Origin of the sequence: Streptomyces megasporus (genome assembly GCF_000718985.1) — a bacterium.
GTDB classification, from domain to species: domain Bacteria; phylum Actinomycetota; class Actinomycetes; order Streptomycetales; family Streptomycetaceae; genus Streptomyces; species Streptomyces megasporus.
Genome location: NZ_JODL01000005.1, coordinates 123,159 through 148,176 on the forward strand (window position 1 = coordinate 123,159; position 25,018 = coordinate 148,176).

Annotated in this window: 22 protein-coding genes; 12 read left to right on the forward strand and 10 right to left on the reverse strand. The window is 73.9% G+C overall.

Annotated features, from left to right (window positions below; all coding sequences use genetic code 11):
• Positions 1-38: 38 nt before the first annotated feature.
• Both IF47_RS0106675 and IF47_RS0106680 read right to left on the reverse strand, forming a co-directional pair.
• Entirely contained in the window at positions 39-1,328 is a 1,290-nt protein-coding gene (locus IF47_RS0106675; protein ID WP_245641021.1) for a PucR family transcriptional regulator, read from the reverse strand.
• A 202-nt stretch (positions 1,329-1,530) separates the two neighbouring features.
• On the reverse strand, positions 1,531-4,347 hold the full coding sequence (locus tag IF47_RS0106680) for an AAA family ATPase (RefSeq protein WP_037732098.1): 2,817 nt from the start codon (positions 4,345-4,347) through the stop codon (positions 1,531-1,533).
• 183 nt (positions 4,348-4,530) lie between these two features.
• Between IF47_RS0106680 and IF47_RS0106685 the strand changes: the two genes are divergently transcribed.
• From IF47_RS0106685 to IF47_RS0106695, 3 genes are all read left to right on the forward strand, one after another.
• Positions 4,531-5,343 carry an alpha/beta fold hydrolase gene (locus IF47_RS0106685; protein WP_031507369.1) on the forward strand — a complete coding sequence of 271 codons (813 nt, stop codon included), beginning with the start codon at positions 4,531-4,533 and terminating at the stop codon, positions 5,341-5,343.
• A gap of 115 nt (positions 5,344-5,458) precedes the next feature.
• On the forward strand, positions 5,459-6,295 hold the full coding sequence (locus IF47_RS0106690; protein WP_031507370.1) for an endonuclease/exonuclease/phosphatase family protein: 837 nt from the start codon (positions 5,459-5,461) through the stop codon (positions 6,293-6,295).
• 98 nt (positions 6,296-6,393) lie between these two features.
• On the forward strand, positions 6,394-6,813 hold the full coding sequence (locus IF47_RS0106695; RefSeq protein ID WP_051717153.1) for a cupin domain-containing protein: 420 nt from the start codon (positions 6,394-6,396) through the stop codon (positions 6,811-6,813).
• A gap of 41 nt (positions 6,814-6,854) precedes the next feature.
• On the opposite strand, the gene IF47_RS0106700 is transcribed toward IF47_RS0106695, so the two are convergent.
• Positions 6,855-7,043, reverse strand: a complete 189-nt coding sequence (locus IF47_RS0106700) for a hypothetical protein (protein WP_031507372.1) — start codon at positions 7,041-7,043, stop codon at positions 6,855-6,857.
• A gap of 421 nt (positions 7,044-7,464) precedes the next feature.
• Between IF47_RS0106700 and IF47_RS0106705 the strand changes: the two genes are divergently transcribed.
• Positions 7,465-8,193, forward strand: coding sequence for a lytic polysaccharide monooxygenase (locus IF47_RS0106705; protein WP_051717155.1), 729 nt, complete (start codon positions 7,465-7,467; stop codon positions 8,191-8,193).
• A 126-nt stretch (positions 8,194-8,319) separates the two neighbouring features.
• Here the strand turns inward: IF47_RS0106705 and IF47_RS0106710 are convergent, their stop codons facing one another.
• The 3 genes from IF47_RS0106710 to cutA form a co-directional block, all read right to left on the reverse strand.
• On the reverse strand, positions 8,320-8,790 hold the full coding sequence (locus IF47_RS0106710; protein WP_031507374.1) for a hypothetical protein: 471 nt from the start codon (positions 8,788-8,790) through the stop codon (positions 8,320-8,322).
• 266 nt (positions 8,791-9,056) lie between these two features.
• A complete protein-coding gene (locus IF47_RS0106715; RefSeq protein WP_051717229.1) occupies positions 9,057-10,394 on the reverse strand; it encodes a deoxyguanosinetriphosphate triphosphohydrolase in 1,338 nt (445 codons plus the stop codon).
• Between the two features lie 156 nt (positions 10,395-10,550).
• Positions 10,551-10,922, reverse strand: a complete 372-nt coding sequence (gene cutA, locus IF47_RS0106720) for a divalent-cation tolerance protein CutA (protein WP_245641022.1) — start codon at positions 10,920-10,922, stop codon at positions 10,551-10,553.
• Positions 10,923-11,277: 355 nt separating this feature from the next.
• Here cutA and IF47_RS0106725 point away from each other — a divergent pair, with 355 nt between their 5' ends.
• On the forward strand, positions 11,278-12,543 hold the full coding sequence (locus IF47_RS0106725) for a cytochrome P450 family protein (protein ID WP_031507377.1): 1,266 nt from the start codon (positions 11,278-11,280) through the stop codon (positions 12,541-12,543).
• A gap of 101 nt (positions 12,544-12,644) precedes the next feature.
• Here IF47_RS0106725 and IF47_RS0106730 read toward each other — a convergent pair whose 3' ends face one another.
• Entirely contained in the window at positions 12,645-14,030 is a 1,386-nt protein-coding gene (locus tag IF47_RS0106730) for an endo-1,4-beta-xylanase (protein WP_245641023.1), read from the reverse strand.
• 188 nt (positions 14,031-14,218) lie between these two features.
• On the opposite strand from IF47_RS0106730, the gene IF47_RS0106735 reads away from it, so the two are divergent.
• From IF47_RS0106735 to IF47_RS0106760, 6 genes are all read left to right on the forward strand, one after another.
• The gene (locus IF47_RS0106735; RefSeq protein WP_078591637.1) at positions 14,219-15,286 is read left to right on the forward strand and encodes a LacI family DNA-binding transcriptional regulator; all 1,068 of its coding nucleotides are present in this window, start codon (positions 14,219-14,221) and stop codon (positions 15,284-15,286) included.
• Between the two features lie 162 nt (positions 15,287-15,448).
• Complete coding sequence (locus tag IF47_RS0106740) at positions 15,449-16,783, forward strand: extracellular solute-binding protein (protein WP_078591612.1); 1,335 nt, start codon at positions 15,449-15,451, stop codon at positions 16,781-16,783.
• Positions 16,780-17,688, forward strand: a complete 909-nt coding sequence (locus IF47_RS0106745) for a carbohydrate ABC transporter permease (protein WP_031507383.1) — start codon at positions 16,780-16,782, stop codon at positions 17,686-17,688. The genes IF47_RS0106740 and IF47_RS0106745 overlap by 4 nt, the downstream gene beginning before the upstream one ends.
• Positions 17,685-18,617: a carbohydrate ABC transporter permease gene (locus IF47_RS0106750; protein WP_037732099.1), complete on the forward strand. Its 933-nt coding sequence runs from the start codon at positions 17,685-17,687 to the stop codon at positions 18,615-18,617. Before IF47_RS0106745 ends, IF47_RS0106750 begins: the two co-directional genes overlap by 4 nt.
• A gap of 49 nt (positions 18,618-18,666) precedes the next feature.
• On the forward strand, positions 18,667-20,931 hold the full coding sequence (locus IF47_RS0106755) for a beta-xylosidase/alpha-l-arabinosidase (protein WP_031507385.1): 2,265 nt from the start codon (positions 18,667-18,669) through the stop codon (positions 20,929-20,931).
• A gap of 153 nt (positions 20,932-21,084) precedes the next feature.
• Positions 21,085-22,005: an oxidoreductase gene (locus tag IF47_RS0106760; RefSeq protein WP_031507386.1), complete on the forward strand. Its 921-nt coding sequence runs from the start codon at positions 21,085-21,087 to the stop codon at positions 22,003-22,005.
• Between the two features lie 70 nt (positions 22,006-22,075).
• Here IF47_RS0106760 and IF47_RS32095 read toward each other — a convergent pair whose 3' ends face one another.
• Both IF47_RS32095 and IF47_RS32100 read right to left on the reverse strand, forming a co-directional pair.
• Positions 22,076-22,363, reverse strand: a complete 288-nt coding sequence (locus IF47_RS32095) for a hypothetical protein (RefSeq protein WP_425423557.1) — start codon at positions 22,361-22,363, stop codon at positions 22,076-22,078.
• Positions 22,364-22,535: 172 nt separating this feature from the next.
• Positions 22,536-22,892 (reverse strand): MerR family transcriptional regulator, encoded by a 357-nt coding sequence (locus IF47_RS32100; protein WP_425423558.1) that lies wholly within the window; start codon positions 22,890-22,892, stop codon positions 22,536-22,538.
• A 186-nt stretch (positions 22,893-23,078) separates the two neighbouring features.
• Between IF47_RS32100 and IF47_RS0106770 the strand changes: the two genes are divergently transcribed.
• On the forward strand, positions 23,079-24,236 hold the full coding sequence (locus tag IF47_RS0106770; RefSeq protein ID WP_031507388.1) for an alkaline phosphatase PhoX: 1,158 nt from the start codon (positions 23,079-23,081) through the stop codon (positions 24,234-24,236).
• A 72-nt stretch (positions 24,237-24,308) separates the two neighbouring features.
• On the opposite strand, the gene IF47_RS0106775 is transcribed toward IF47_RS0106770, so the two are convergent.
• On the reverse strand, positions 24,309-24,893 hold the full coding sequence (locus tag IF47_RS0106775; RefSeq protein WP_031507389.1) for a hypothetical protein: 585 nt from the start codon (positions 24,891-24,893) through the stop codon (positions 24,309-24,311).
• Between the last annotated feature and the right edge of the window lie 125 nt (positions 24,894-25,018).

Consider the following 25,018-nt stretch of genomic DNA (forward strand, 5'->3'; position numbering starts at 1 on the left):
CGTCACGCCGCCTCGGGGTGTCGGTCTCACCGCCGGTCTCACACAGCGGTACGGATCGAGGGACGGAGCACTCGGCGGGCCGTCAGGGCGAGGGAGAGCTCGGCCACCTCGTGTGGACGGCCGAGCGACCGGCCGGTGAGCTGCTCGAAGCGGCGCAGCCGGTTGAGGACGGTGTTGCGGTGGCAGAACAGCCGGCCGCCGGCCCGCCGCGCCGAGCCGTCGCACTCCAGCCACGCGGTCAGGGTGTCCAGCAGCAGGTCCCGGTCGGCGCTCTCCAGCCGTAGGACGGGGCCCAGCACCCGTTCGGCCAGCGCGGACGCCAGGTCCGGCGAGGAGACCAGCAGGGCCGCCGGGAGGTGCTCGTCCAGCAGGACCGGTTCGCCTCCGGGGGCGGCCGAGCGCAGCGCGGTCTCGGCGAGCCGGCGGGCGTCGCCGACCGCGGCCAGGCCGTCCACGGCGGAGCCGATGCCCGTCCTCGTCCCGGGCAGGGCGGGCAGGGCGGCGGCCAGCTCGGCCAGGGCGTCCCGGCTCCCGCCGTCGCCCGTGTGGGGGTCGCCGCCGTGGGAGTCGCCGGGAGCGCCGTCGCGGGGGGCGCCGGCGAGCAGGACGATGCCCAGGTCGGCGTCGGGCCGGGAGTGCCACAGGACGCGCAGGCCGGACGGGACGCGGGAGCGGACCGCGGCCCGGTGGGCCTCCCGGCCGGCGCCGGAGACGACCACCACCGCGTACCGGCCGCGTTCGGGCAGCCCCAGCGCCTCGGAGACCTCCGGCAGGTCGGCCACCCGCATGGTGCCCTCCAGGAGGGCCTCGGCCATCAGCCGACGGCGGTTCTCGTGCCGCCAGGTCAGCCGGCGCTCGGTCTGCCGGTACGCCTCGGCCACCACCGCGCAGTGCTCGTCGACGAAGTCCCACACCTCGGCCGCCACGTGGACCAGCAGCCGGACGCCGTCCGGGTCGCGCTGGGTGACCCGGTCCACCAGGGCCTGCCAGACCACGGCCCCGCCGAGGCGGAAGGCGCGCAGCAGGGCGTCCAACGGCAGTCCCTGTTCGGCCCGTTCGGCGCCGATCTGCCAGGAGCAGCGCCGGGCGGCCTCGCGCAGTTCCTTCGGGCGCAGCAGGGAGCCCACGTTGTGCCGCAGCGAGCGGTGGACCTCCTGCCAGAGCTCGTCCTGGTCCACCGACGCGGCGCGGTAGGCGGGTTCCTCCTTGCGGAGCAGCGCGACCATGCGATCGGTGAGCAGCGGGAGTTCGTCCAGCAGCGGGCGGGCGGCCCGGTGCAGCACGGCCACGGCCTCGGCGTTCACGGGGGAACGTACGACGGGGTGCATCACGGTCCTCCACCTGGCGGGCATCAGGGGGTCGATGCTGCATTGTGGGCGGGCCGGGACCGGTATGCCAGAGGTAGGGCGACATCGCTTACCAACCGCTTGGTTTCCCAGGTGTCCCGGCCCGCGCGCCCCTTCCGTCGGAGGGCGACCCCGTCGTGAGGCCATGTCTCGCACGGCGGGGCGGGACGGTCGGGGGCGGCCGTCACCCGTCGCCGGCCGCCGCGAGGACGCGGGTGAGCTCCACCCGGGAGCGGACGCCCAGCGCCGCGAAGACGTTGCGGAGGTGGTGGTCGACCGTACGGGGGCTGACCGACAGCCGCAGCGCGACCTCGCGGTTGGTGGCCCCCTCGGCCACGCACCGGGCGATCCGCAACTGCTGGGGGGTGAGACCGCCCAGGACCCGCGGCCCGTCCGCGCCCGCCGTCTCGCCGGTGGCCCGCAGTTCGGCCCGTGCCTGGTCGGCCCAACCGCGGGCGCCGCAGCGTTCGAAGGCCAGGAGCGCGTCGCGCAGCACGCCGCGTGCCGCGCCCGGCCGCCGGCCGCGCCGCAGCGCCTTGCCGTGCAGCAGTTGGGTGCGACCGCGTTCGAAGTCGCTGTCGACGCGGGCGTGTTCCTCCAGGGCTCGGGCGAACAGCTCGGGGGCCTCCTCCGGTTCGGCGAGCAGCGCGCGACAGCGGGCGAGCTGGGTGGGTGCCAGGGGGTCGGCGGTGACGGCCGTCCACGCGGTGAAGTACTCCAGGGCGCGGCGGGCCGTCGCGGTGTCGCCCGCGAGGGCCGCGGCCTCGACCAGGCACGGCGCGGCCAGTGCCTGGAGCGCGAAGTGGCCCTGGCCGGCGCCCGGTCCGGAGCCCACCAGCGGCTCCAGCCGGGCCGCGGCCTCGTGCGGCCTGCCCTGCCCCATGGCGCACCGGGCCAGGGCCCACTGGGCGAGGGTGGCGGCGACGCCCAGGCCGTGCGGGCCGGCGTCCTCGCCCGCCGCGCGGGCGTGGCCGGCGCAGGACTCGGCGTCCCCCTCCACCGCCGCGACCATCGCCAGCACCGCGTGGTGGTGGGCGGCGCAGTTGCGCTGCCCGGTGCGCCGGGCGCGGCGCAGCCCGTCCTCGGCGTGGGCGCGGGCCCGGCTGTGCTGCCCGGCCCGCAACTCGCTGTAGGCCAGGTGCTCCAGGGCCTGGGGGACGAGGGCGGCCGGGCCGCACGCCCGGGCGGCGGCCAGGGCCCGGGTGTTGAGGTCGAGGGCCGCCGCCACGTCGCCGACGACGAGGGCGGCGATCCCGGCCCGGATCAGCCGCCAGGGCTGTCGCTCCTCGGCGGCCGACTCCAGGACGCGGAACAGCGGCGGGGCGCCGCGGTCGAAGTCGCCGCACAGCACGGCGTCCAGTCCGGCGCAGTAGTCCTCCAGCAGTCGGTCCCCGGCGGGGGAGCCGAGCGCGGCGACGCCGGCGAGGTCGGCGCGGAGGCCGGCGATGTCGCCGACCGCCCAGGACGCCTCGGAGGCGTGGAGCATCGCCCTGCGGGCGGTGAGCGGATCATGCGGGGCGAGCAGCCGGGCGGCGTACGACAGCAGTTCGTGGGCGTCGGTGACCACGCCGTTGCGCAACTCCAGGACGCCGCGCACGAGTTCGGTCCGGCCGCGGACGGCGTCGTGGACGGGCAGCGCGCGGGCCTGGTCCAGCAGGGCGAGGGCGCGGTACGGGAACCCGGCCGACCAGGCGTGTTCGGCCGCCGCGGTGAGCCGTGCCGCGCGGACGCCGGTGTCCTGGGCCTCGTCGTCGCCGGTGAGTTCGGCGGCGCGCCACAGGGCGTCGGCCAGTTCGGCGTGGACGCGCTCGTCGGTGACCGCCGTGCCGCAGGCGGCGGCCGCGAGGGCGTCGGCGAGGCGCGGGTCGGGGCCCGTGGCGGCGGCGGCGCGGTGCCGCAGGGCGGGCAGGTGTCGCGGTGTCCACTCGCCGCCGCGCGGGTTCCGCTCGTCCAGGACGTCGGCCAGGAGGCGGTGGGCGGTGCGGCGCCGCTCGGGCGGTTCGCCCCAGTAGGCGGCGCGGCACAGCGGGGTGTGGGCGAAGCGGAGGGTGTCCCCCTCGCGCCGCAGCAGGCCGCGTTCCTCGGTCTCGTCCAGCCGGGCGGGGCCGATCCCGGCCCGTTCGGCGGCGCGCCCCAGGGTGGTGCGGTCGGCGGTCCCGCCGAGTTCGCACACGGCGGCGGCGAGCAGGAGCAGGGTGCGCGGGTCGGCGGGCAGCCGCGCCAGTTCGGCGGCGTACGAGCGCAGTCTGGGGCCGGCGGGGGGCAGCGGGTGGGGCGGCGGCACGGTGCCGGCGATCTGCTCGGGGGTGAGCGAGGCGACCAGGTCGGTGAGGAGTCCGGGGTTGCCCCCGGCGGTGTGGAGCAGGGCCTCCCGCAGGGTCGGGTCGGCGTCCTCGGGCAGCAGGTCGTCCAGGAGCGCGGTCGCCGCCACGGCGTCCAGCGGCTCCAGGGCGAGTCGGGGCAGCCCCTCCAGCAGCGGGTCCTCGCCGCCTTCGGCCGTGGCGACGCCCGTCGCGACGAGCATCGCCACGGGCAGGGGCGCGCCCAGCCTCCGGGCGACGAACCCCAGGGCCCGGCGGGAGGGTTCGTCCAGGTGGTGGGCGTCGTCGACGCAGACCAGCAACGGGCCCTCGCCGGTCAGGTCGTGCAGCAGCGCCTGGAGGGCGGCCGGCACCGGCCCTCGGACCATGGCGGCGGGGAGCGTGCCGAGCGTCAGGGCCTCGGCGAGGGCCGCCGTGCGGGGGTCGGCCGGGTCCAGACGGTCGGCGACCGGGTGCAGCAGGGCGTGCAGTCCGCCGTAGGGGACGGCGGTCTCGGCGGCCACGCCCCGCACGCGCAGCACGGTGCCGCCGGCCTTCCCGAAGCGGTCGGCCGCGTGGTCGAGCAGGGTGGTGGCGCCGAGTCCCGGTTCGGCCCGTATCAGCAGGGCGCCGCCCCGTCTCGCGCGTGCGCCGTCGAGCAGTTCCGCCACGGCCGTCCGTGTCGCGTTCGCACCGTGCATCCGCGCATCCCTCCTCGGAAGGGACTGTCAGTCGCTCGGGGATCCCTCACGACAGCACCATGCCCAAGCTGTGTCCATGTCAAGTCGACCATGTCGCGGCCGGCGCCCAGTGGTCGACGGGATGGCGTGTGCGTTCGCACAACCGGACCGTACCGTCGTGGACCGCGGCCCTAACGTCGCAGCATGGCACAGGAATTCTCCTCCTTCGACGGTGTCACCATCCGCTACCACCGCTGGGACCCGCCGCCCGGCGAGGACAGGGGACTGCCCACCGTGGTCCTCCACCACGGGTTCATCGCCGACACCCACACCAACTGGGTCCGGCCCGGCGTCGTCGACGCGCTGCTCCGCCGGGGGCGGCGGGTGGTCGGCATCGACGCGCGCGGCCACGGCCGTTCGGACAAGCCGCACGATGCGGAGCGCTACGGCGAGAGCGTCATGGCCCGCGACCTGCGGCGCCTGCTGGACGTCCTGGGCGCGGAGCGGGTCCACCTGGTCGGCTACTCGATGGGGGCGGTCGCCTCGCTGCTGGCCACGGCACGGGACGAGCGCGTCACGCGCCTGATCGTCGGCGGGGTGGGGGCGGGGGTCGTCGAACTGGGCGGGGTGGACACCCGCGAACTGCCGCCCGAACTGCTGGTGACGGCGCTGCTGGCGGACGACCCGGCCGACGTGCCCCGGCGGATGGCGGCCCTGCGGATCTGGGTGGACGAGGTCGGCGGCGACCGTCTGGCGCTGGCCGCCCAGGGTCGGGCCCTGCACCGGGGGCCCACCCCGCTGTCGGAGGTCAGGGTGCCGACGCTGGTGCTCGCGGGGGTGGACGACCCGCTGGCCGACCGTCCCCGGGTGCTCGCCGACGCGCTTCCCCACGCCTCGCTGCGGACACTGCACGGCGACCACCTGTCGGCGGTGCGCGACCCGTCCTTCGCCCCGGCGATAGCGGACTTCCTGGAGGCGGACCTCCCGGTGGGAACCCCTCCGGCCGGCGGGGGGTGAGCGGGCCGGAGACCGATCCGTCCGATCCGCCCCCGAACCGTTGCGCGCCGCCCCGGACGGGTACCGGAGCGGGGAGCGGGACATCCGCCGGAGTCGGAGAGGAGGCGGGCCGCGGATGCGGGTGGTGACGTGGAACGTGTGGTGGCGGTTCGGGCCGTGGCGGGAACGGCGGAAGGCCGTCCTCGCCGTGCTGCGCGACCTGCGGCCCGACGTCGTCGGACTGCAGGAGGTGTGGGCCGTCCCCGGTGAGAACCTCGCGCGGTGGCTCGCGGAGGAACTCGGCATGCACTGGGTCTGGGCGGCCTCCGACCGGCCCGAGAGGTGGCGGAGGCGGCTGGGCGATCCGACGGTCGACGTCGGCGTCGCCGTGCTCAGCCGGTGGCCCGTGGCCGCGCGCGAGACGGTGCGACTGCCGGCGCCCGAGGAGTCGGACGACGGACGTCTGGCCCTGCACGCGCTGGTCGACGCGCCCGGCCGGCGGTTGCCGTTCTTCACCGCCCACCTCTCCTCCGGCGCCCACGCCTCGGCGGTGCGCCGCGAACAGGTCGCCCTCGTCGCGGAGTTCGTCGCGGCCCACCGCGGCGGGACCGACTTCCCCCCGGTGCTCACCGGGGATTTCAACGCCTGGCCCGACTCCGACGAGATCCGGCTGCTGGGCGGCCACAGGACGGCTCCCGTCGTCCCCGGCCAAGTCCTCCTCGACGCCTGGGAGTACGCCGACCCGGCGGCGCCGTCGGCCACCCGGGACAGAGCCAACCCCCATGTGGCGGCGGCCTTCGAGCCGAGCGCCCGCATCGACTACGTGCACGTCGGCCCGCCCGGTCCCGGCGGAATCGGACGCGTCCTGGCCGTACGGCGCGCGGGCGACGCCCCCGTGGACGGCGTCTGGCCCTCCGACCACGCCGCCGTCGTCGCCGATCTGGCGACGGAGCCGCTCGACGGGGGCCGGTGAGGGACGTCGGGACGCCCGTGGCCTGTTTCCGCCCCCGGTTCCGGACCGTGCGGGAAAAGACGAGCGGACGGGCCCGGCCACCGCCCGGAATCGGCCGTATGGACACCGAGCCCGTACCGCAGCCCGTGCGCCCGCCCGTGAACCTGACCGAGGCGCCGGCCTCCTTCCGGGACGTCCACAGTCCGCGCATCGTGACCCGCGTCAACGACTACGACGTGCGGATCGCCCACGCCGAAGGCGAACACGTCTGGCACGTCCACGAGGACACCGACGAGTTCTTCCTCGTCCTCGACGGCCGGTTCGACATCGCCCTGCGCGACGCCGACGGCGACGAGAGGACCGTCGCGTTGAACAAGGGCGACGTCTTCGTGGTGCCGCGCGGCACCGAGCACAAGCCGTCCTCGCCCGGCGGTTCGATCCTGATGTTCGAGCCCACGGGCACGGCCTCGACCGGCGACCGCCACGAGGGCGAGATCCCCGCCCACGTGGACAGCACCACCGGTCGCGCCCCCTCCTGACGCCCCGTCCGCCGGCCGGGGCGAACGCGGCGCCCCGGCCGTCACCCGAAGCGGGCCCGTATCGCGGCCTCGCCGGCCCCCGTGCCGGTGGTGACGTCCTTGAAGCCGCTGGAGGTGCGGGGACAGCCGCCGAGGACCGGTGGCCACAGCGGGTAGTGGATCCGGGGATCGCCCAGGGACCGTTGCCCGATGGCGAGTGATCGTCGCTGTTCCGGCGCGGACTTCTCCATGGCCCGGATCCTGCCAGGATCCGTCCCCCCGCGGCCCCGCCGCGCCCGGAAGGCGGGCTGACGCGGGGCCCACCGGGCATTGGTACGTACCAAATTAGGTCAGGTGCGCGAACCCCTGCATTCCGGACCTGTCCGTCCGCCCACCGGGGCCCACCGGTCACCCCGCCGGCTCCTCGACCGGCCCCTGACCTGCGGTCGCCGGAGCACGCACCCGGCATCGCCGCTCGTCGGGCACACCGGCCGCGGGCCGCGCCGGCGGCACGGGCTCGAACCGAAAACCGTCTTAACGGTCGGTCGCCGCCGCCCTACCGTCGTCAGCGATGTGCCACGGCTCCGGCGAGGCTCGCCGTGGCATTCCCTCACGCCACCTCGCGCGTCGGGTGGTTCCGCCGGACGCGCGGATCGGGAAGGAGCCCCCCACATGAGTCCCACGAGCCGCCCGAGCGCGGGAAGACTGCTGAGCTTCCTCGCCGTCTTCGCGCTGGCGCTGCCCCTGGCCGTCGTCGTCACCTCGGCGAGCCCGGCGAACGCCCACGGCTGGATCACCTCCCCGCCCAGCCGCCAGGATCACTGCGCCACCCGCACGGTCTCCGGCTGCGGCGGGCTGGAGTACGAGCCGCAGAGCGTCGAGGCGCCCAAGGGCTCTCGGCTGTGCAGCGGCGGCAGCCGCTGGACCGTGCTGGACGACGAGAGCAGGAACTGGCCGGTGACGCGGGTGTCGAGCACGGTCACCTTCCAGTGGCGACTGACCGCCGCGCACCGCACCAGCACCTGGGACTACTACGTCGACGGCGTCCTGTTCAAGCGGATCGACCAGGGCGGCACGCAGCCGCCGTCGACCGTCTCGCACACCCTGTCCGGTCTGCCCCAGGGCCGTCACAAGATCCTCGCGGTGTGGAACGTCGCCGACACCGTCAACGCGTTCTACAACTGCGTGGACGTGGAGGTCGGCGGTGGCGGCGGCCAGCCCCCGAACCCGCCCACCACACCGGCCGAGTGCTCCTCCGCCCCCTGGAGCGCCGCCGCGGTCTACACGGGCGGCTCGACGGTGACGCACCGGGGTCGCGCGTACCGGGCGGCCTGGTGGACTCAAGGGGAGGAGCCGGGCGTCTCGGCCTCCGGCGTCTGGCGCGACCTGGGCGCCTGCTGACGGAAGGCCCGTCGACGGGCCCCGCCCGGCGCGAAGCGGGCGGCCGCGAGACGACGTGGCGGCGCACCCGCCGGGCGGGTGCCCGGCGGGTGCGGCGCGCAAGGGTGCGGTACGCGCGGGGGTGCGTCAGCGGATGAAGACGCTCCGCCCCCTCACGTCGGTGTGCTCACCCGGGTAGACGGTGTCCACCGGGTAGCCGGTGCAGTAGTCGTCGTCGAAGACGAGGGCCGCCCGGTTGGTGTAGTTGCCGATCGTCGTCCTGCGGTCCCGGTCCCGGTCCCGGTCACGATCGCGGTCGCGGTCCCGGTCGTCGCCGCCGCGGCCGTCACCGTCGAGGTTCTCGGTGGCGGCGTCCTGAGCGGGGACTTCCTGCGTGGTGGCCTCCTGGGCGGCGGCGAGGCCCTCCGCGTCGCGGTGGTCGCCGTGGCCGCCGCGGCCGTCCCGGTCGCCGAGGAGGGCGTAGCAGCCGCTCGGGTTCTGAAAGGACCTGTCACCGAGGATCAGGAGTCCCTGGGCGGCGGACGCGGAGTTGGGAACGGCGAGGGTCATCAGGGTCGCCGCGGCGAGGGAGCCCAGCGTTGTGGTGATGCGTCGCATGGACGGTGTGCCTTTCCGGATGGAACGGGAGAAATCAGGCCCGTCGGGCCTCACCGTCGATGCAAGCCGCAACGCGCTCAACCCGCCACCGCAGTTGGGGCGTTGGGGTGGTTCACCCTCCGTCTCCGTCCTCCGCCCGAGGCTCTTTCGGCCCAACGCCCCGGGCGGGAGACCGGGCGGCCCCGGAGCCGGGAGGCGACGTGGGCCGCCGGTTCCGCTCGCATGTTCGCCGTGTTCGCCGTGACCCTCGGCCGCCCCGCGCCTCATCACGCGCCGGTGTCGACGACCGTGGTGCCGGTGCCGGTGAGGCGTGCGTGGAGGCGGCGGGCCGACGCGTCGGTGAGGGAGGCGATCTGGTCGACGATCGTCCGCAGCCGGGCCGCGTCGGTGTCCGCCGCCGCGAACCGCGCGCGGAACTGGGGGTCCAGGCCGTCCGGGGCGCGGGCGATCAGCGCGTCGGCCAACTCGGCGAGGACGGCGCGCTGTTCGTGGCGCAGGCGCTCCTGGTCGGGGCGCTGCATGACGTACCGGTCGGCGACGGCCTTGAGCACGTCGCACTCCAGCCGCGTCTCGCGCGGCACCACCAGGTGGGCGACGTAGCGGAGGAGGCGGCCCGAGCCGTACGCCGCTCGGGTGGCGCCCTCGGCGGCCAGACAGAAGCGGCCGATGAGCTGACTGGTGGCGTCCTTCAGACGGGCCTGGGCGACGGCCGTCCCGTCGTAGCCGTGCGGCCACCACTCCTGGTCCAGCAGTCGGTCGAGCGCCTCGGCGAGCTCGGCCTCCTCGGTGCCGGGCGGGGCATAGCGCCGGGCGGCGACGGCGAAGACCTCGCGGCGCTCGGGCTCGGCCAGCAGCAGGTTGGGGTCGAGGTGGCCGGCGTGGAGGCCGTCCTCGACGTCGTGGACGGAGTAGGCGACGTCGTCGGACCAGTCCATGACCTGCGCCTCGAAGCACCGCCGGTGTTCGGGCGCGCCGCGCCGGAACCACTCGAAGACCGGCAGGTCGTCCTCGTAGACGCCGAACTTCCGCGACGTGGGGTCGGTCGGGTGACCGCCACGCGGCCAGGGGTACTTGGTGGCGGCGTCCAGAGCGGCGCGGGTGAGGTTGAGACCGACTCCGACCAGCCGTTCGCCGTCCTCCGTCCGCTCCTCGACGAACCGTTTCGGCTCCAGCCGGGTCAGCAGCCGCAGCGACTGGGCGTTGCCCTCGAAGCCGCCGCAGGGGGCGGCGATCTCGTCCAGCATCCGTTCGCCGTTGTGCCCGAACGGCGGATGGCCCAGGTCGTGGGCGAGGCAGGCCGCCTCCACCAAGTCCGGGTCGCAGCCGAGCGCGGCGCCCAGCTCCCGGCCGACCTGGGCGCACTCCAGGGAGTGCGTCAGCCTCGTGCGGGGGGTGGCGTCCCACGCCCGCGCGACCGCGTCGGGGGTGACGACCTGGGTCTTGCCCGCCAGCCGCCGCAGCGCGGCGGAGTGCAGCACCCGTGCCCGGTCGCGCTGGAAGGCCGTCCGGCCGGGGCGTTTGTCGGGCTCGGGCACCCAGCGCTCCAGGGCCGCTCCGTCGTAGTGCGTGGCGTCGTGCATGACCTCGTGCATGACCTCGTCCATGCCGTACGCATCGCCGTATCCGCCGTCCACACACCGACCGTACGCGCCGGGGCCGACATCCGGCCGACCGCGGACGCGCGGGAGGCGCGGGCCGGGTCACCCTCCCGCGTGGCCCTCGCCCCGGTCCCGGCCCCAGCCCCCGGCCCCGTGCCTCCCTCAGCCGTCGGCCGCCCCGGTGTCCGACTCCGCCGCGACCCACGCCAGGTAGTCGGCGCCGCCGCGGACGACCGGGGTCGCGATGATCTCCGGGGTGTCGTAGTCGTGGGCCGCGCGCAGGTGCGCCTCCAGAGCGTCGTAGCGGGCTTCCGTCGTCTTCAGCGACACCTGCCACTCGTGCTCGCTCCGTACCTCGCCCTCCCAGCGGTACACCGAGGTCACCGGGCCGGTCACCTGAGCGCACGCCGCGAGGCGGGCCTCCACCGCGCCGCGGGCCAGCGCATCGGCCTTCTCCGGGGCGTCGGTGGTGGTCAGCACGGTCAGGACCCTCGCCGTCCCCGGCTTCTCCCTCTTCTCCGTCATCTCCGTCATCGTCGCTCCTCGTCCGCGTCGTCGCTCCCACGGGCCTCGTCGGTCAACGGTAGCCGGGCGACCGTCGCGGCACGTCCGCACCCGATCCGCACCTCCCCGCGGCCGTGCGAGAGGGGGCCGGAACGGGCGCCCGTCGGCCGGGTCGGCGGGCGGCGGTCGGCGCCGGTCGAAAGGGGCGGCGGAACCGCCGGTCAACCGTCCCGAAGCCCTCCGTACACCCTCGCGGTCACTCTTCAGTGGGATCTCAACTGCCTTTTCCGACAAGGACGTTGACCTTGCGCACCGGGAGGGCGTTGTCTCCGGGAATGCGGGCTTCCACCCCGCTCCCCTCTCCCCGCCCTCCCGGAGTCGCACCATGACCGCCACCCCCCGACACCGTCCCCCGGCCCGGCCGTCACCGGGCCGCCCGGACCGCCGGCGTCCCACCCCGCTGTACGGGCCGGGCCTCGACGGGGACGCCCTGCCCGCGCTGTACGAGCGGCTGCGGGCCGAACACGGTCCGGTCGCCCCCGTGGCCCTGGCCCCGGGCATCCACGCCTGGCTGGTCCTGGGCTACCGGGAGGTGCTGCGACTGACCCGGGACGAACGGGACTTCAGCCGTGACCCGCGGCGCTGGAACCTGCTGCGCGAGAACCTCGTCCCGGTCGACTCGCCGATCAGGGCGCTCGTCGGCCGGCGTCCGACCCTGGTGTTCGCCGACGGGCCGCGGCACCGGCGGATGCGGGCGGCCGTCGCCGACGCGCTGGCCCGGTTCGACCGGCACGAGCTGAGCCGTACGGCGCGGTCCGCGGCCGAGCGGCTGGTCGACTCCTTCGCCGGGCGGCGCGAGGCCGATCTGGTGGCGCACTACGCGCACAAGCTGCCGGTACGGGTGGTCTCCCGGCTGCTGGGCGCGGACGAGCGGACCGGCTGGCGGATGGCGGAGGCCGCCTTCGGCGTGGTGGCGGCCAACGCGGACTCCGTCAACGCCGTCCGCCGTCTGGAGCGCCCGCTGCGCGCGCTGGTCGAGGAGAGGCGCGGCCGGCCGGGGTCCGACATCGTCTCCCGGCTGCTGGCGCACCCCGCCGCGCTCAGCGACGAGGAGGCGGTGCACAACCTGGTGGCGGTGGTCGTGGCGAGCGGCCGGGCGACGAGGAACTGGATCGCCTCCACACTGCGCGTCCTGCTGACCGACGCCGGGGTGCGCTCCTCGCTGGACCACGGTCACCTCACCGTGGACGACGCGCTCGACCTGGTGCTGTGGCGGTTCCCGCCCGTCCAGAACCTCCCCGCCCGCTACGCCACCCGCGACCTGCGCTTCGGCGGGCAGGACGTCCGGGCCGGGGACATGCTCGTCCTGGGGCTGGCCGCCGCCAACGCCGACCCCGACGCGCTGCCCCGGTGCGGGCGGCCGGTGACGGGGAACCGGTCGCACGTGGCGTTCGGCGCCGGGCCGCACGCCTGTCCGGCCCAGGAACAGGCCCGGCTGGTCGCGCGGGCGGCCGTGGAGGCCCTCCGGAATCATCTGCCGCGCATGGAACTCGCCCTCCCCGAGAGGGAGTTGGTCTGGGCTCCGTCGCCCTGGGCCGGGAGCCTGGCGGCGCTGCCCGTCCGGTTCGCGCCCCCGCCCGGCACGCGGTGAAGCCGGTCGCGGCCCGTGTGGGGCGGGCCGCGACCGGGCGGCCCGTCCGGCGTACCGTCCGTCCTGCCCTGACGGTCGGTGCGCCGGCCGGGGTTCGGGGGTCAGCCCGCGGCGCACCTCTGGCCGCCGAGGCTGACGGCGGTGCCGTCCTGGGCCGCGCCGCCGTTGGTCTGGAAGCCGAAGGAGAACGTCCCGCCGGCCGCGACCGTGCCGTTGTAGGCGGCGTTGGTGACGGTGACGCGGGCGCCGCTCTGGGAGAAGCCTCCGTTCCAGCCATTGGCCACGGTCACGCCCGACGGCAGGTCGAACTCCGCGCGCCAGCCGTTCAGGGCCTGGGTGGTGCGGACGGTGACGTTGACGACCGAGCCGGTGGCCCAGCGGTTGGCGACGGTGAAGACGGCGGTGCAGCTTCCGGTGCCGGGCTCGCCCGGGTCCTCCGGATCCTCCGGGTCCTCGCCCGGGCCGCCGGGGTCGCCGGCTGCGTCGGTGAAGGCGGTCAGCAGCGCGTGGTAGGCGGGCTTGGGCTGGTAGTTGCCGTCCCAGGGACAGGCGTCGCCCTCGCCGGGGAAGGTGTCCGGCACCCAGGAGTCGCGGTCGCTGATGCCCCAGACGGTGATGCCGGAGCAGGCGGAGACCGCCAGGCAGGCGTCGGCCACCGCCCGGTAGTCCCGGGCCTGCTGCTGGAGCTTGGAGCTGTCGGAGGGCGTCCGCATCCGGATGTCCAGCTCGGTGATCACGACCTCCAGGCCCAGGTCGGCGAAGCGCTGGAGGTTCTGCTGGATCGCGGAGCCGTTCACGTTGCCGACGATGAGGTGGTTCTGGAAGCCGACCCCGTCGATGGGCACGCCCTGGGACTTCAGCCGCTGCACCAGCCGGAACAGGCCGTCGCTCTTCGCGTTGCGGACCTCGGTGTTGTAGTCGTTGATGAAGAGCTTGGCGTTCGGGTCCGCGGCGCGGGCGGCCCGGAAGGCGTCGGCGATGTAGGACTCGCCGAGCTGCTGGTAGAACTTGCTCTGCCTGAGGCTGCCGTCCTCGTTGAACGCCTCGTTGACCACGTCCCAGCGCTGGACGTCGCCGCGGTAGCGACCGACCTGGGTGGTGACGTGGTCAGTCATGATGGTGCGCAGCTCGCTGTTGGAGAACGAGCCGTTCTGCAGCCACTGGGGCATCTGGCTGTGCCAGACCAGGGTGTGGCCGTAGACGAGTTGGTCGTTCTGCTGGGCGAACTGCACCAGCCGGTCGCCGCCGGCCCAGTTGTACTGGCCGCGCTGCGGCTCGACCGCCTCCCACTTCATGGCGTTCTCGGCGGTGACGCTGTCGAACTCGCTCGCGGCGATGTTCCGGTAGGTGCTGTTGTTCAGCAGCCCGTCGTTGACCGCCGTGCCGATGAAGCGGCCGGTGGCGTCGGCCGCCTCCCGCAGGGTGGGGGCGGCGGCCTGGCTCGTGCCGGCGAGACCGAAGGCCAGGGTGGCCGCCGCCGCGGACACGGCTACGACGGCTCTGGTTAAACGACGTACGGTGCGTACACGGTGTGACCTCATGCTGGGGTGTCCCTCTCTCGACGCCCCGGAACACTTTCCGGAAGACTGTTGGAAGGTTTCGAGGGTGCGCCGGGAACGGTAGAGCCGATGAGAACGCCCGTCAACGGTGGAGGAGCGAGGGCATGGCAGACGGCATGACGGAGAGCGCGGCCGGCACAGCCGGCGGAGTCGCCGAGCAGAGGGTCGCGCCGAAAGTGGAGCAGAAAGTCACGATCACGGCGATCGCCCAGGAGGCGGGGGTCTCGGTGCCCACCGTCTCGCGGGTGGTCAACGGCCGGTCGGACGTCGCGCCCGCGACCCGGGCCAGGGTCGAGGAGCTGCTGCGGCAGTACGGGTACCGCCGCCGCACCTCCTCCTCCGGGGACCGTCCCGCCCTGATCGACCTGGTCTTCAACGACCTGGACAGCCCGTGGGCCGTGGAGATCATCCGCGGGGTGGAGGAGACCACGCACGAGGTCGGCTTCGGCACGGTGGTCTCGGCGATCCACGACCGCGCCGGATCGGCCCGGCAGTGGATGCGCAACCTGCGGGCCCGCGCCTCCGGCGGCGTGATCCTGGTCACCTCGGTCCTGGAGCCGGTGCTGCACGAGGAGCTGCACCGGTTGGGCGTGCCGCTGGTCGTGGTGGACCCGGCCGGGTCGCTCGCCCTGGACGCGCCGACCGTGGGGGCCACCAACTGGGCCGGCGGCATGGCGGCCACCGAGCACCTGCTCCGGCTCGGCCACCGCCGGATCGGGTTCATCGCCGGCCCGCCGCGCCTGCTGTGCAGCCGCGCCCGGCTGGACGGCTACCGCGCCGCGCTGGAGGCGGCGGACGTGCCCGTGGACGACCGGCTGATGGTGCCCGGCGACTTCTACCACGAGTCCGGTTTCACCGGCTGCAACCGGCTGATGGATCTGGACGAGCCGCCCACCGCGCTCTTCGCCTCCAGCGACCAGATGGCGCTGGGCGCCATCGAGGCGCTGCGGCGGCGCGGGATGCGGGTGCCGGAGGACGTCAGCATCGTCGGTTTCGACGACCTTCCGGAAGTGCGCTGGTCCGCTCCGCCCCTGACCACGGTGCGTCAACCGCTGGTGGAGATGGGCAAGGTCGCGGCCCGCACCGTGCTGCGTCAGGCCCGGGGCGAGGAGCTGGACTCCCCGCGCGTGGAGTTGGCCACTGAGCTGGTCGTTCGCTCCAGCACGGCGCCTCCGCGGGCCTGAGGCCGGGGCATCCGACCGGACGATCCGGAGGTCACGAGAGCATCACATCCCGGCCCGCTTCCCCCGTTTTTCGTCAGACCCGTTGACACACGCATGCCGCATCCGTACGTTCCCCCACACCACTACCGATAATTTTCGGATTCCTTCCGGAAGGTATGCGCGATGCGAACAGCACTGCTGGGCTCTGCGAAGACGGGCCGTAGAGGGTTCCGACGGCGCCACGCCGTCACGCTGACGGCAGCCGCTCTGGCCACCTCCCTGCTCGCCGCCTGCGGCAGCGGCGGCCCCGGCGAGTCGAAGGCCGACACCCTGGAGGTCTGGGTCTACCAGGACGCCTCCACCAAGGTGCAGCGTGACGCGGTCGAGCGCTTCAACAAGAACTCGGACGTCAAGGCCAAGCTCGTCGAGGTGCCCGGCGAGGGCTACCAGGACAAGATGCGCAGCGCCATGGGCACCCCCAACGCCCCGGACGTCTTCTTCAACTGGGGCGGCGGCAGCATCAGCAACTTCGTCGAGAAGGACATGCTGGTCGACCTCACGCCCGAGTTCGAGAAGGACGCGGAGTTCAAGGAGTCCTTCATCCCCTCCATCCTGGAAGCGGGCAAGGTCGACGGCAAGTACTACGGCGTCCCGATGCGGGGCATGCAGCCGGTGATCCTCTTCTACAACAAGGAGGTCTTCGCCAAGGCCGACGCCGAGCCGCCGAACTCCTGGGAGGACCTGCTGGGGCTGATCGACACCTTCAAGAAGGAGGGCGTCACCCCCTTCGCGCTCGCCGGCACCGACGCCTGGACCGAACTGATGTGGGTCGAGTACCTGTTGGACCGCATCGGCGGCTCCGAGGTCTTCCAGCGCATCCAGGACGGCGACTCCAAGGCGTGGGGCGACCCGGCCGTCCTGGAGACCGCCGAGACCATCCAGGACCTCGTCGACCGCGGTGCGTTCGGCAAGAACTACAAGTCGGTCAACTACACCGCCGACGGCGCCTCCACCCTCTTCGCCAAGGGCAAGGCCGCCATGCACCTGATGGGTAGCTGGGAGTTCTCCAACCAGAAGGCCAACCAGCCGGAGTTCGCCGACAAGCACCTGGGCTGGACCACCTTCCCCGCGCTCCCCGACGGCAAGGGCGACTCCAAGAGCGTGGTCGGCAACCCCACCAACTTCTGGTCCATCAGCTCCAAGCTGAAGGGCAAGCAGCGCGAGGCGGCCATCGAGTTCGTCAAGACCGCGAGCGAGGACTGGTACGCCAAGGCGCTGGTGGACAACGGTGACGTCCCCACCACCTCGGACTCCGAGGACCTGGTGGCCTCCCACGACGCCCCCGACTACGCCATCTACCAGTACGACATGGTGCGCGACGCCCCGTCCTTCACCCTCTCGTGGGACCAGGCCCTGCCGGCGCAGCAGGCCTCGCCGATGCTCACCAACATCCAGAAGCTCTTCAACAAGCAGATCAGCCCCGAAGAGTTCGTCGACGCCATGAAGGCACTCAAGTGAAGCAAGCAGCACCGACCGCGTCACCGCGCGTGGGCCGCCCCGGCATCGCCTGGGCGGTCCCCGGCGTGTTGTTCTTCGTCCTGTTCGCCGTGGGCCCCATGGCCCTGGTCGTCTACCTCTCCTTCACGAGCTGGGACGGTCTCGGCGCCTTCCCCTCGGTGAGCGGCACCGGCAACTGGGAGCGGCTGTTCGACGACCCGACCATGCGGCAGGCCGTGTGGCTGAGCATCGTGCTCACGGCGGCCAGTTGGCTGATCCAGACGCCGATCGCCCTGCTGCTCGGGGTGTGGTCGGCCGGTCGGCAGAAGAACCGGGCCGTCCTCAGCGCGATCTTCTTCCTGCCGCTGCTGGCCTCCTCGGTGGCCCTGGCACTGCTGTGGAAGTCCCTGCTGGACCCCAACTTCGGCCTGATCGCCGAGATCGGCCCGTGGTTCGGCCTGGAGGACGGCAACCTGCTCGGCTCCGGACGGGGGGCCATGGCCGCGGTCGCCTTCGTCGCCGCCTGGCAGTTCATCCCGTTCCACACCCTGCTCTACCAGGGCGGCGCCCGGCAGATCCCCAAGTCCTTCTACGAGGCCGCCTCCATCGACGGGGCGGGCACCGTCCGGCAGTTCTTCTCCATCACCCTGCCGCAGTTGCGCAACACCATCGTCACCTCCTCGGTGCTGATGGTGGTCGGCGCGCTGACCTTCTTCGACACCGTCCTCATCCTCACCGAGGGCGGACCGGGAACGGACACCACGATCGTGCCCTACCTGATGTACGAAACCGGTTTCCAGGCCTACGACATGGGCTACGCCAGCGCCGTCGCCACCGTCCTCGTCGTGGTCGCCACCGCCATCTCCCTGCTGATGGTCCGGGTCTCCGGCTTCAGCTCCATGCGCAGCACCCGGGAGGGGATGTGAAGACCGCGACCCGACCGGAGCCCCGACCGGAGCAGCGGCCCCGGCCCACCGAGCCGCGCCCGCGGGCCCCGCAGGCCCGGAACGACCGGGGCCTGCGCGGCAGGCTCCGGAGCGTCCGCAAGTGGAACGTCCCGGCGGGCGTCGCCTCCCTCGTCTGGCTGGTCATCGTCGGCCTGCCGCTGTACGTCCTGGTCCTCACCACCCTCCGGGACCGCGACGCCTACTTCGACGAGGGCTCGCTCGCCCTGCCCGGCGACCTGACGCTCGACAACTACCGCAAGGTGTTGGAGAGCGACTTCTTCACCTACCTGCTCAACACCGCGATCGTCACGGTCGCCACCGCGGCCATCGTCATCGTCCTCTCGGTGGGCGTCGGCTACACCGTCGTGCGCACCCTCAGCCGGACCTCGCAGCGGATCTTCCAGTTCTTCCTGCTGGGTCTGGCCATTCCGGCGCAGGCGGTGATCATCCCGATCTACCTGCTGATCACCCAGATGAACCTGTACGACAGCCTGCTGGCGATCATCCTGCCGACGGCGGCGTTCTGCCTGCCGGTCTGCGTGCTGATCCTGGCGGGCACCATGCGGGACATCGAGGAGGAGATGTACGAGTCGATGGCGCTGGAGGGAGCGAGCCAGACCCGCGTCCTCCTCCAGCTCGTGATCCCGCTCTCCCGCGGCGGGATCTCCACGGTCGGCGTCTACTCGGCCCTGCAGGCCTGGAACAACTTCCTCTTCCCGCTGATCCTCACCCAGTCGCGGGAGAGCCGGGTGCTCACCCTCGGCCTCTACGACTACGTGGGTCAGTTCCGGGTGGACATCCCGGCCCTGCTCGCCGCGGTCGTGCTGTCGATCGTGCCGATCTTCGTCGTGTACCTCTTCGCCCGCCGTCAGCTCGTCAACGGCCTCATGGGCGCGGGCGGGCGCTGAACCGCGCGAGGACCGCGCGAGACACGCCCGACGCTGAACAAGGAGCCTCATGCATCACCATCCCTGGCAGGACACCTCCCGCCCCGCGGAGGAACGCGCCGCCGATCTGCTGTCCCGGATGACACTGGAGGAGAAGCTGGCCCAGCTCTCCAGCATCTGGCCGGGTTCCGAGGCCGAGGGCGAGGACGTCGCTCCGTTCCAGCACGAGGTCTCCGAGGCCGTCGACCTGGACGGCCTGCTGCCCCACGGCCTGGGCCAGCTCACCCGCCCCTTCGGCACGGCTCCCGTGGAACCGACCGAAGGCGCGCGGGCCCTGGCCGCCTTCCAGAAGAAGGTCGCCGCGGCCAACCGGTTCGGCATCCCGGCCCTCGCCCACGAGGAGTGCCTGACCGGCTTCACCGCCTGGCAGGCCACCATCTTCCCCACCCCCCTGGCGTGGGGGGCCACCTTCGACCCGGCCCTGATCCGACGGATGGCGGCGGCGATCGGCGAATCGATGCGCTCGGTCGGCATCCACCAGGGCCTCTCCCCGGTCCTTGACGTGGTGCGCGACCCGCGCTGGGGCCGCACCGAGGAGTCGATCGGCGAGGACCCGTACCTGGTGGGGACCGTGGCCTCCGCCTATGTGGCGGGCCTGGAGTCGAGCGGGATCGTGGCCACGCTCAAGCACTTCGTCGGCTACTCCGCCTCGCGGGGCGGCCGCAACCACGCCCCCGTCTCGGTCGGCCCGCGCGAGCTGGCCGACGTGTTCCTCCCGCCCTTCGAGATGGCCCTGCGCGAGGGCGGCGCGCGCTCGGTGATGCACGCCTACAACGACCTCGACGGCGTCCCGGCGGCGGCCGACCCCGACCTCCTCACCGGCCTGCTGCGCGAGGAGTGGGGATTCGACGGCACGGTCGTCGCCGACTACTTCGGGATCTCGTTCCTGGAGCGGAACCACCGCGTCGCCGACTCCCCCGCCCGAGCCGGGGCCCTCGCCCTCGCCGCGGGCGTCGACGTGGAGCTGCCGAGCGTGCGCTGCTACGGCGAGCCCCTGCTGAAGGCCGTGCGGTCCGGGGACGTCCCCGAGGAACTGGTGGACCGGGCCGTGCTGCGGGTCCTGCGGCAGAAGTGCGAGCTGGGCCTGCTGGACCCCGACTGGTCGCCCGCCTCGCCCGCGCCCGAGGAGCGGGTCGACCTCGACCCGCCCGCGATGCGGGCCCTGGCCCGGCGCGTGGCCGAGGAGTCCGTGGTGCTGCTGGACAACCGGGAGGGCGTCCTGCCGCTGCACCCCACGGCCCGCATCGCCGTGGTCGGCCCGTACGCGAACGAGCAGGCCGCCATGCTCGGCTGCTACACCTTCCCCCGGCACGTCGGCGTCGAGCACCCCGAGCTGCCCATCGGCGTGGAGATCCCCACGCTGCTGGACGCCCTGGGCGCCGAGCTGCCCGGCGCGGCCCTCACCGACGACCCCGGTGACGCCGACGTCGTCGTCGCCGTGCTCGGCGACCGCTCCGGCCTCTTCGGACGCGGCACCTCCGGCGAGGGCTGCGACGCCGAGGACCTCACCCTCCCCGACGGCCAGGCCGCCTTCCTGGACGAGCTGTTGGAGAGCACCGACCGTCCGGTCGTGCTGGTGCTGCTCACCGGACGCCCGTACGCGCTCGGCCGGTGGGAGGGGCGGCTCGCCGCCACCGTGCAGGCGTTCTTCCCCGGGGAGGAGGGCGGGCCGGCGGTCGCCGGAGTGCTCACCGGCCGGGTCAACCCCTCGGGCCGGCTCCCGGTCAGCGTGCCGCGCGGCAACGGCGGTCAGCCCTGGACCTACCTCGCGCCGCCGCTGGGCCTGAAAGGCGCGGCCAGCAACATCGACCCGACGCCGCTGTACCCCTTCGGGCACGGCCTGTCGTACACCACCTTCGCGTGGGAGGCCGCCGGGGCCGGCTCCGACACCGTGCCGACGGACGGCGGCACCGAGGTCCGTCTCACCGTGCGCAACACCGGTGAGCGGGCCGGCACCGAGGTCGTCCAGCTCTACCTGCACGACCCCGTCGCCCGCACCGTCCAGCCGGTCAGCCGGCTGATCGGCTACGCGCGGGTGACGCTGGAGCCAGGTCAGGCCGCCGAGGTCGTCTTCGACTTCCACGCCGACCTGACCTCGTACACCCCGCGGCCCGGCCGGCGGATCGTCGAGCCCGGCGCCGTGGAGCTGTACCTGGCCGCCTCCAGCGCCGACGTCCGCCACACCGTGCCGCTGACCCTGACCGGGCCGGAGCGCACGGTCGGCCACGACCGCCGGATGTCCTGCGGTACGGAGGTGCGCGTCCTGACCTCCTGACCGTCCCCGACCCATCCGGCCCCGGCGCCCACCCGGGTGGGCGCCGGACTTCTCGCCTCGGCTTCCCGCCCGGCCTACGCTGTGCCGCGCGAAGGTGACCGATCGCGCCGTCACGGTAGGCCGGGCGGGCGTCGAGGCGAGGAGCGACAGGGTATGGGTTGGAGCACGCGGGACATCCCCGACCTCGGCGGGCGGACGGCCGTGGTCACCGGCGCCAACAGCGGCCTCGGCTACGTCACGGCACGCGAGTTGGCCCGACGCGGCGCGCGGGTGGTGCTCGCCTGCCGTGACCGGAGACGGGGCGCGACGGCCCTGTGCCGGTTGCTGGGCGAGGTGCCGGACGCGCGGGCCGAGATGCGGCTGCTGGACCTCGCCGACCTCGCCTCCGTCCGCTCCTTCGCCGACGCGCTGCCCCTGGACCGCCTGGAGTTGCTGGTCAACAACGCCGGGCTGATGGCCATCCCGTACTCCCGCACCGCGGACGGCTTCGAGACGCAGTTCGGGGTGAACCACCTCGGCCACTTCGCCCTGACCGGTCTGCTGCTGCCCCGGCTGCTGGCGGCGCGCGGCGCCCGCGTGATCACCGTCTCCAGCCTCGCCCACGCCCTGGCCGACGTCGACCTCCGCGATCCGGCCGGCGAACGCCGCCACAACCCCTGGATCGCCTACGCCCGGTCGAAGACGGCGAACCTGCTGTTCACCCGTGAACTGGCGCGGCGCGGCGCGCCCCACCACATCCTCTCCGCCGCCGCGCACCCCGGGTACTCCGCGACGGAACTCCAGACCAAGGGCCCCCGGCTGGCGGGCAAGCCCGCGCGGGAGAAGGCCCTCGGCCTGTTCAACCGGTTCCTCGCCTCCTCCCCGGAGACCGGGGCCGCCCCCGTCCTCTACGCCGCGACCGCTCCCCTGGTCCGCCAGGACTCCTTCACCGGCCCGAGCCGGCTGGGCGTGCGCGGGGAGCCCGGCCCGTCCTGGCGCGCACCCTGGACCCGCGACAACGCCACCGCCGAACGTCTGTGGGAAGCGTCCGAACGTCTCACCGGCGTGCGCTACGCGTTCCCGGCGTACCGGTAGCCACGGCCGCCCGGGGAGCGGCGGCACGGGCCGGGCTCCCTTCGGCGCTACCCCGCCGGCCGCACCGGCATCAGCAGCGAGAAGGTCTCCTCGTCGTCGGGCCGCCGCACCGCCACGGGGGCGTGGGTCCGCCGACCTCCAGGACCAGCCGGTCCCGGTCCTCGGCGGCCAGGGCGCGCAGCAGGAACTCGCGGTTGACGGCGACGCGCACCGTACCGTCGCCGTCGCCGTCTCCGGCCACGGCCACGGTCACGGCCACGGTCACCGCACCGTCCCCGGTCACCACCGGAACGCTGACGTCGAAGGCCACACCGTCCTGCTCGCGCACCTCGTTCGTGCGGACGGGGCCGGTCCGCACCGCCTTCGACAGGGCGGTACGTCGACGGTGACGCGCCGCCCCTCCGGCAGGCGGACCAGACGGCGGTAGTCGGGGAACTCGTGGTCCGGGCAGCGGCCGGCCGTCCGGCGGTCCCCCGCCTCCAAAGCCACCTGGTGGCCGTCCACCACGAGCCGGGCGGAGGCGGCGTCGCTCAGCAGCGCGCGCATCGCGTCGGCGAGCGAGGCGGGGACGAGCACCCGCGCGCTTCGGAGAACTCCCGCTCCAGGCGGCGCAGGTGGGCTTCCAGCAGCTTGTGCACCAGGTCGGTGTCCGCGCCGGACCATCCGGCCGGTACCAGGCGGATGTCCGCCGGCGGCATCCCGGACCGGCGCAGCCTGGCCGGCAGCCGGGCCTCCCCGAGCTGTTCGGGGGCGTACCAGCGGCAGCCGCTCGACGGGTCCACCCAGTCCGGAACCAGCACGCCCGCGCGGTCGTGGAACCGCAGGGCGCTCATGCTCAGACCGCTGTCCCGGGCCATCCGACCGATGCCGCGCATCTCGCTCTCCACATCCGCGACCCTGGTGCCTGAACCAGGTCGAGGGTCGACCGCGGCGCCCGACGACCGGTGTTGTGCCAACCGGCCATCCCGGGCAGCCGTTTGTTCATGCTCCGTCAAAGCGGCGTCCCTACCTTCCTGGTCGTTCGACTCCGCGGCCGACCGGTCGCGGGGCCAGACGACCTCGGTGGAGTGATCGTGGAACGTCGTGACTTCCTGCGCGGTGCCGTCCTCACCGGATCGGTCGCCGCCTTCGGCGGCTCTCTGTGGCGCGGCGCCGCGCACGCCGCGCCCGCCCAGCCCGGCACCGGCCCCTACGGGGCCCTGCGCCCGGCCGACGCCAACGGCATCCAACTGCCCCAGGGCTTCACCAGCCGGGTGATCGCCCGCTCCGGACAGAGGGTCCCCGGCACCTCCTACACCTGGCACAACGCCCCCGACGGCGGCGCCTGCTACGCCGCCGGCACCGGCTGGATCTACGTCTCCAACTCCGAGATCAACCCCGGCGGCGGTGCGAGCGCCGTCCGCTTCGACTCCTCGGGGAACATCACCGACGCCTACCGCGTCCTGTCGAACACCCGCCAGAACTGCGCGGGCGGCGCGACCCCGTGGAACACCTGGCTGTCGTGCGAGGAGGTCGACCGCGGCTACGTCTACGAGACCGACCCCTGGGGGGTGAAGGCCGCCGTCCGCCGCGACGCCATGGGCCGCTTCAAGCACGAGGCCGCCGCCGCGGACCCCGTCCGCAGGGTGATCTACCTGACCGAGGACGTATCCGACGGCTGCCTCTACCGCTTCCGCCCCGACACCTGGGGCGACCTGTCCTCGGGCCGTCTGGAGGTGCTGACGGGCGGCTCGGGCACCTCCGGCTCCGTGGGCTGGGCCCCCGTCCCGGACCCGTCCGCCGCCTCCACCGCCACCCGTCACCAGGTCTCTGCGGCCAAGCACTTCAACGGCGGCGAGGGCTGCCACTACGCCGACGACACCTGCTGGTTCACCACCAAGGGCGACGGCCGGGTGTGGCGGCTCAACGCGGCGAGCGACACCATCGAACTCGCCTACGACGACTCCCTGGTCTCCGGCGGCGCCCCGCTGACGGGCGTGGACAACGTCACCGGCTCGGCCTCCGGGGACCTCTTCGTCGCCGAGGACGGCGGCAACATGGAGATCTGCGTCATCACCCCGGACGACGTGGTCGCGCCCTTCCTGCGGGTGGGCGGCCAGTCCGCCTCGGAGATCACCGGCCCGGCCTTCTCCCCCGACGGCAAGCGGCTGTACTTCTCCAGCCAGCGCGGCACCAGCGGCAGCGGTTCGGGCGGGATCACCTACGAGGTGACGGGCCCCTTCCGCTCCTGAGGCCGGCGGCTTCGGCGCCCCCGGCGGACCGGTGGGCGCCGGTCGGGGGCGCGTCCCGGCGGTGGCCGTCTCTCAGCGGTAGTCGTCGGGGTGGTCCTGCATCCAGACGTTGATCCTGTCGCGGGTGCCGAGGATCACCTTCCGGTGGGCCTTGAGGTTCTCGAAGGACCGGTCCTCGCCGACGTCCTTCCGGAGCGTCGCCATCCAGGCGATCGGCTCGGGGAAGTGGCCGGGGCCCTTGCGGTCGGCCTTCATCGCCTCGTCCAGGTCGGCCAGTTCGTCCAGCACCCGGTTCAGGAGGTACTCGCAGTTCCCGGGGGTGTCGCAGGAGTCGCCCAGGGTGGCCTGGAGCCGGGCGAACACGTCGCGCACCGCCTCCGGGCCCGGCGACGGCGGCCACGGCGTCTCGCCGTTCGGGCCCGCCTGGCCGAGTCTCCACCGCTCCTCCCGCTCCTCCCGCCCCTCCAGTTCGGGGTGCGGCGAGAAGCTCGGGGCCGCGGCGCTCTCCACGCTCTCCGAGAGGCCGCCGTCCACCGGTGTGTCCGAACCGGTGGAGCAGGCCGACAGGAACGACAGGCATGCCAGGCATAACGCCAGGGGCACGGCGAGGGCGGCGGCACGGGCGCGGTGGGTGCGCATGGCGCGGTCTCCGATCATCGGCGAACTGTCCTACGGACCACCGGAGTTCACCGGACCGTGTTCACCCGGACCGGGGCCACGAAGTGCACGCTACTCCGCTCCCCGCGCTCCGCGCCGGCCGGGAGCGGCCGGGAGCGGCCGGG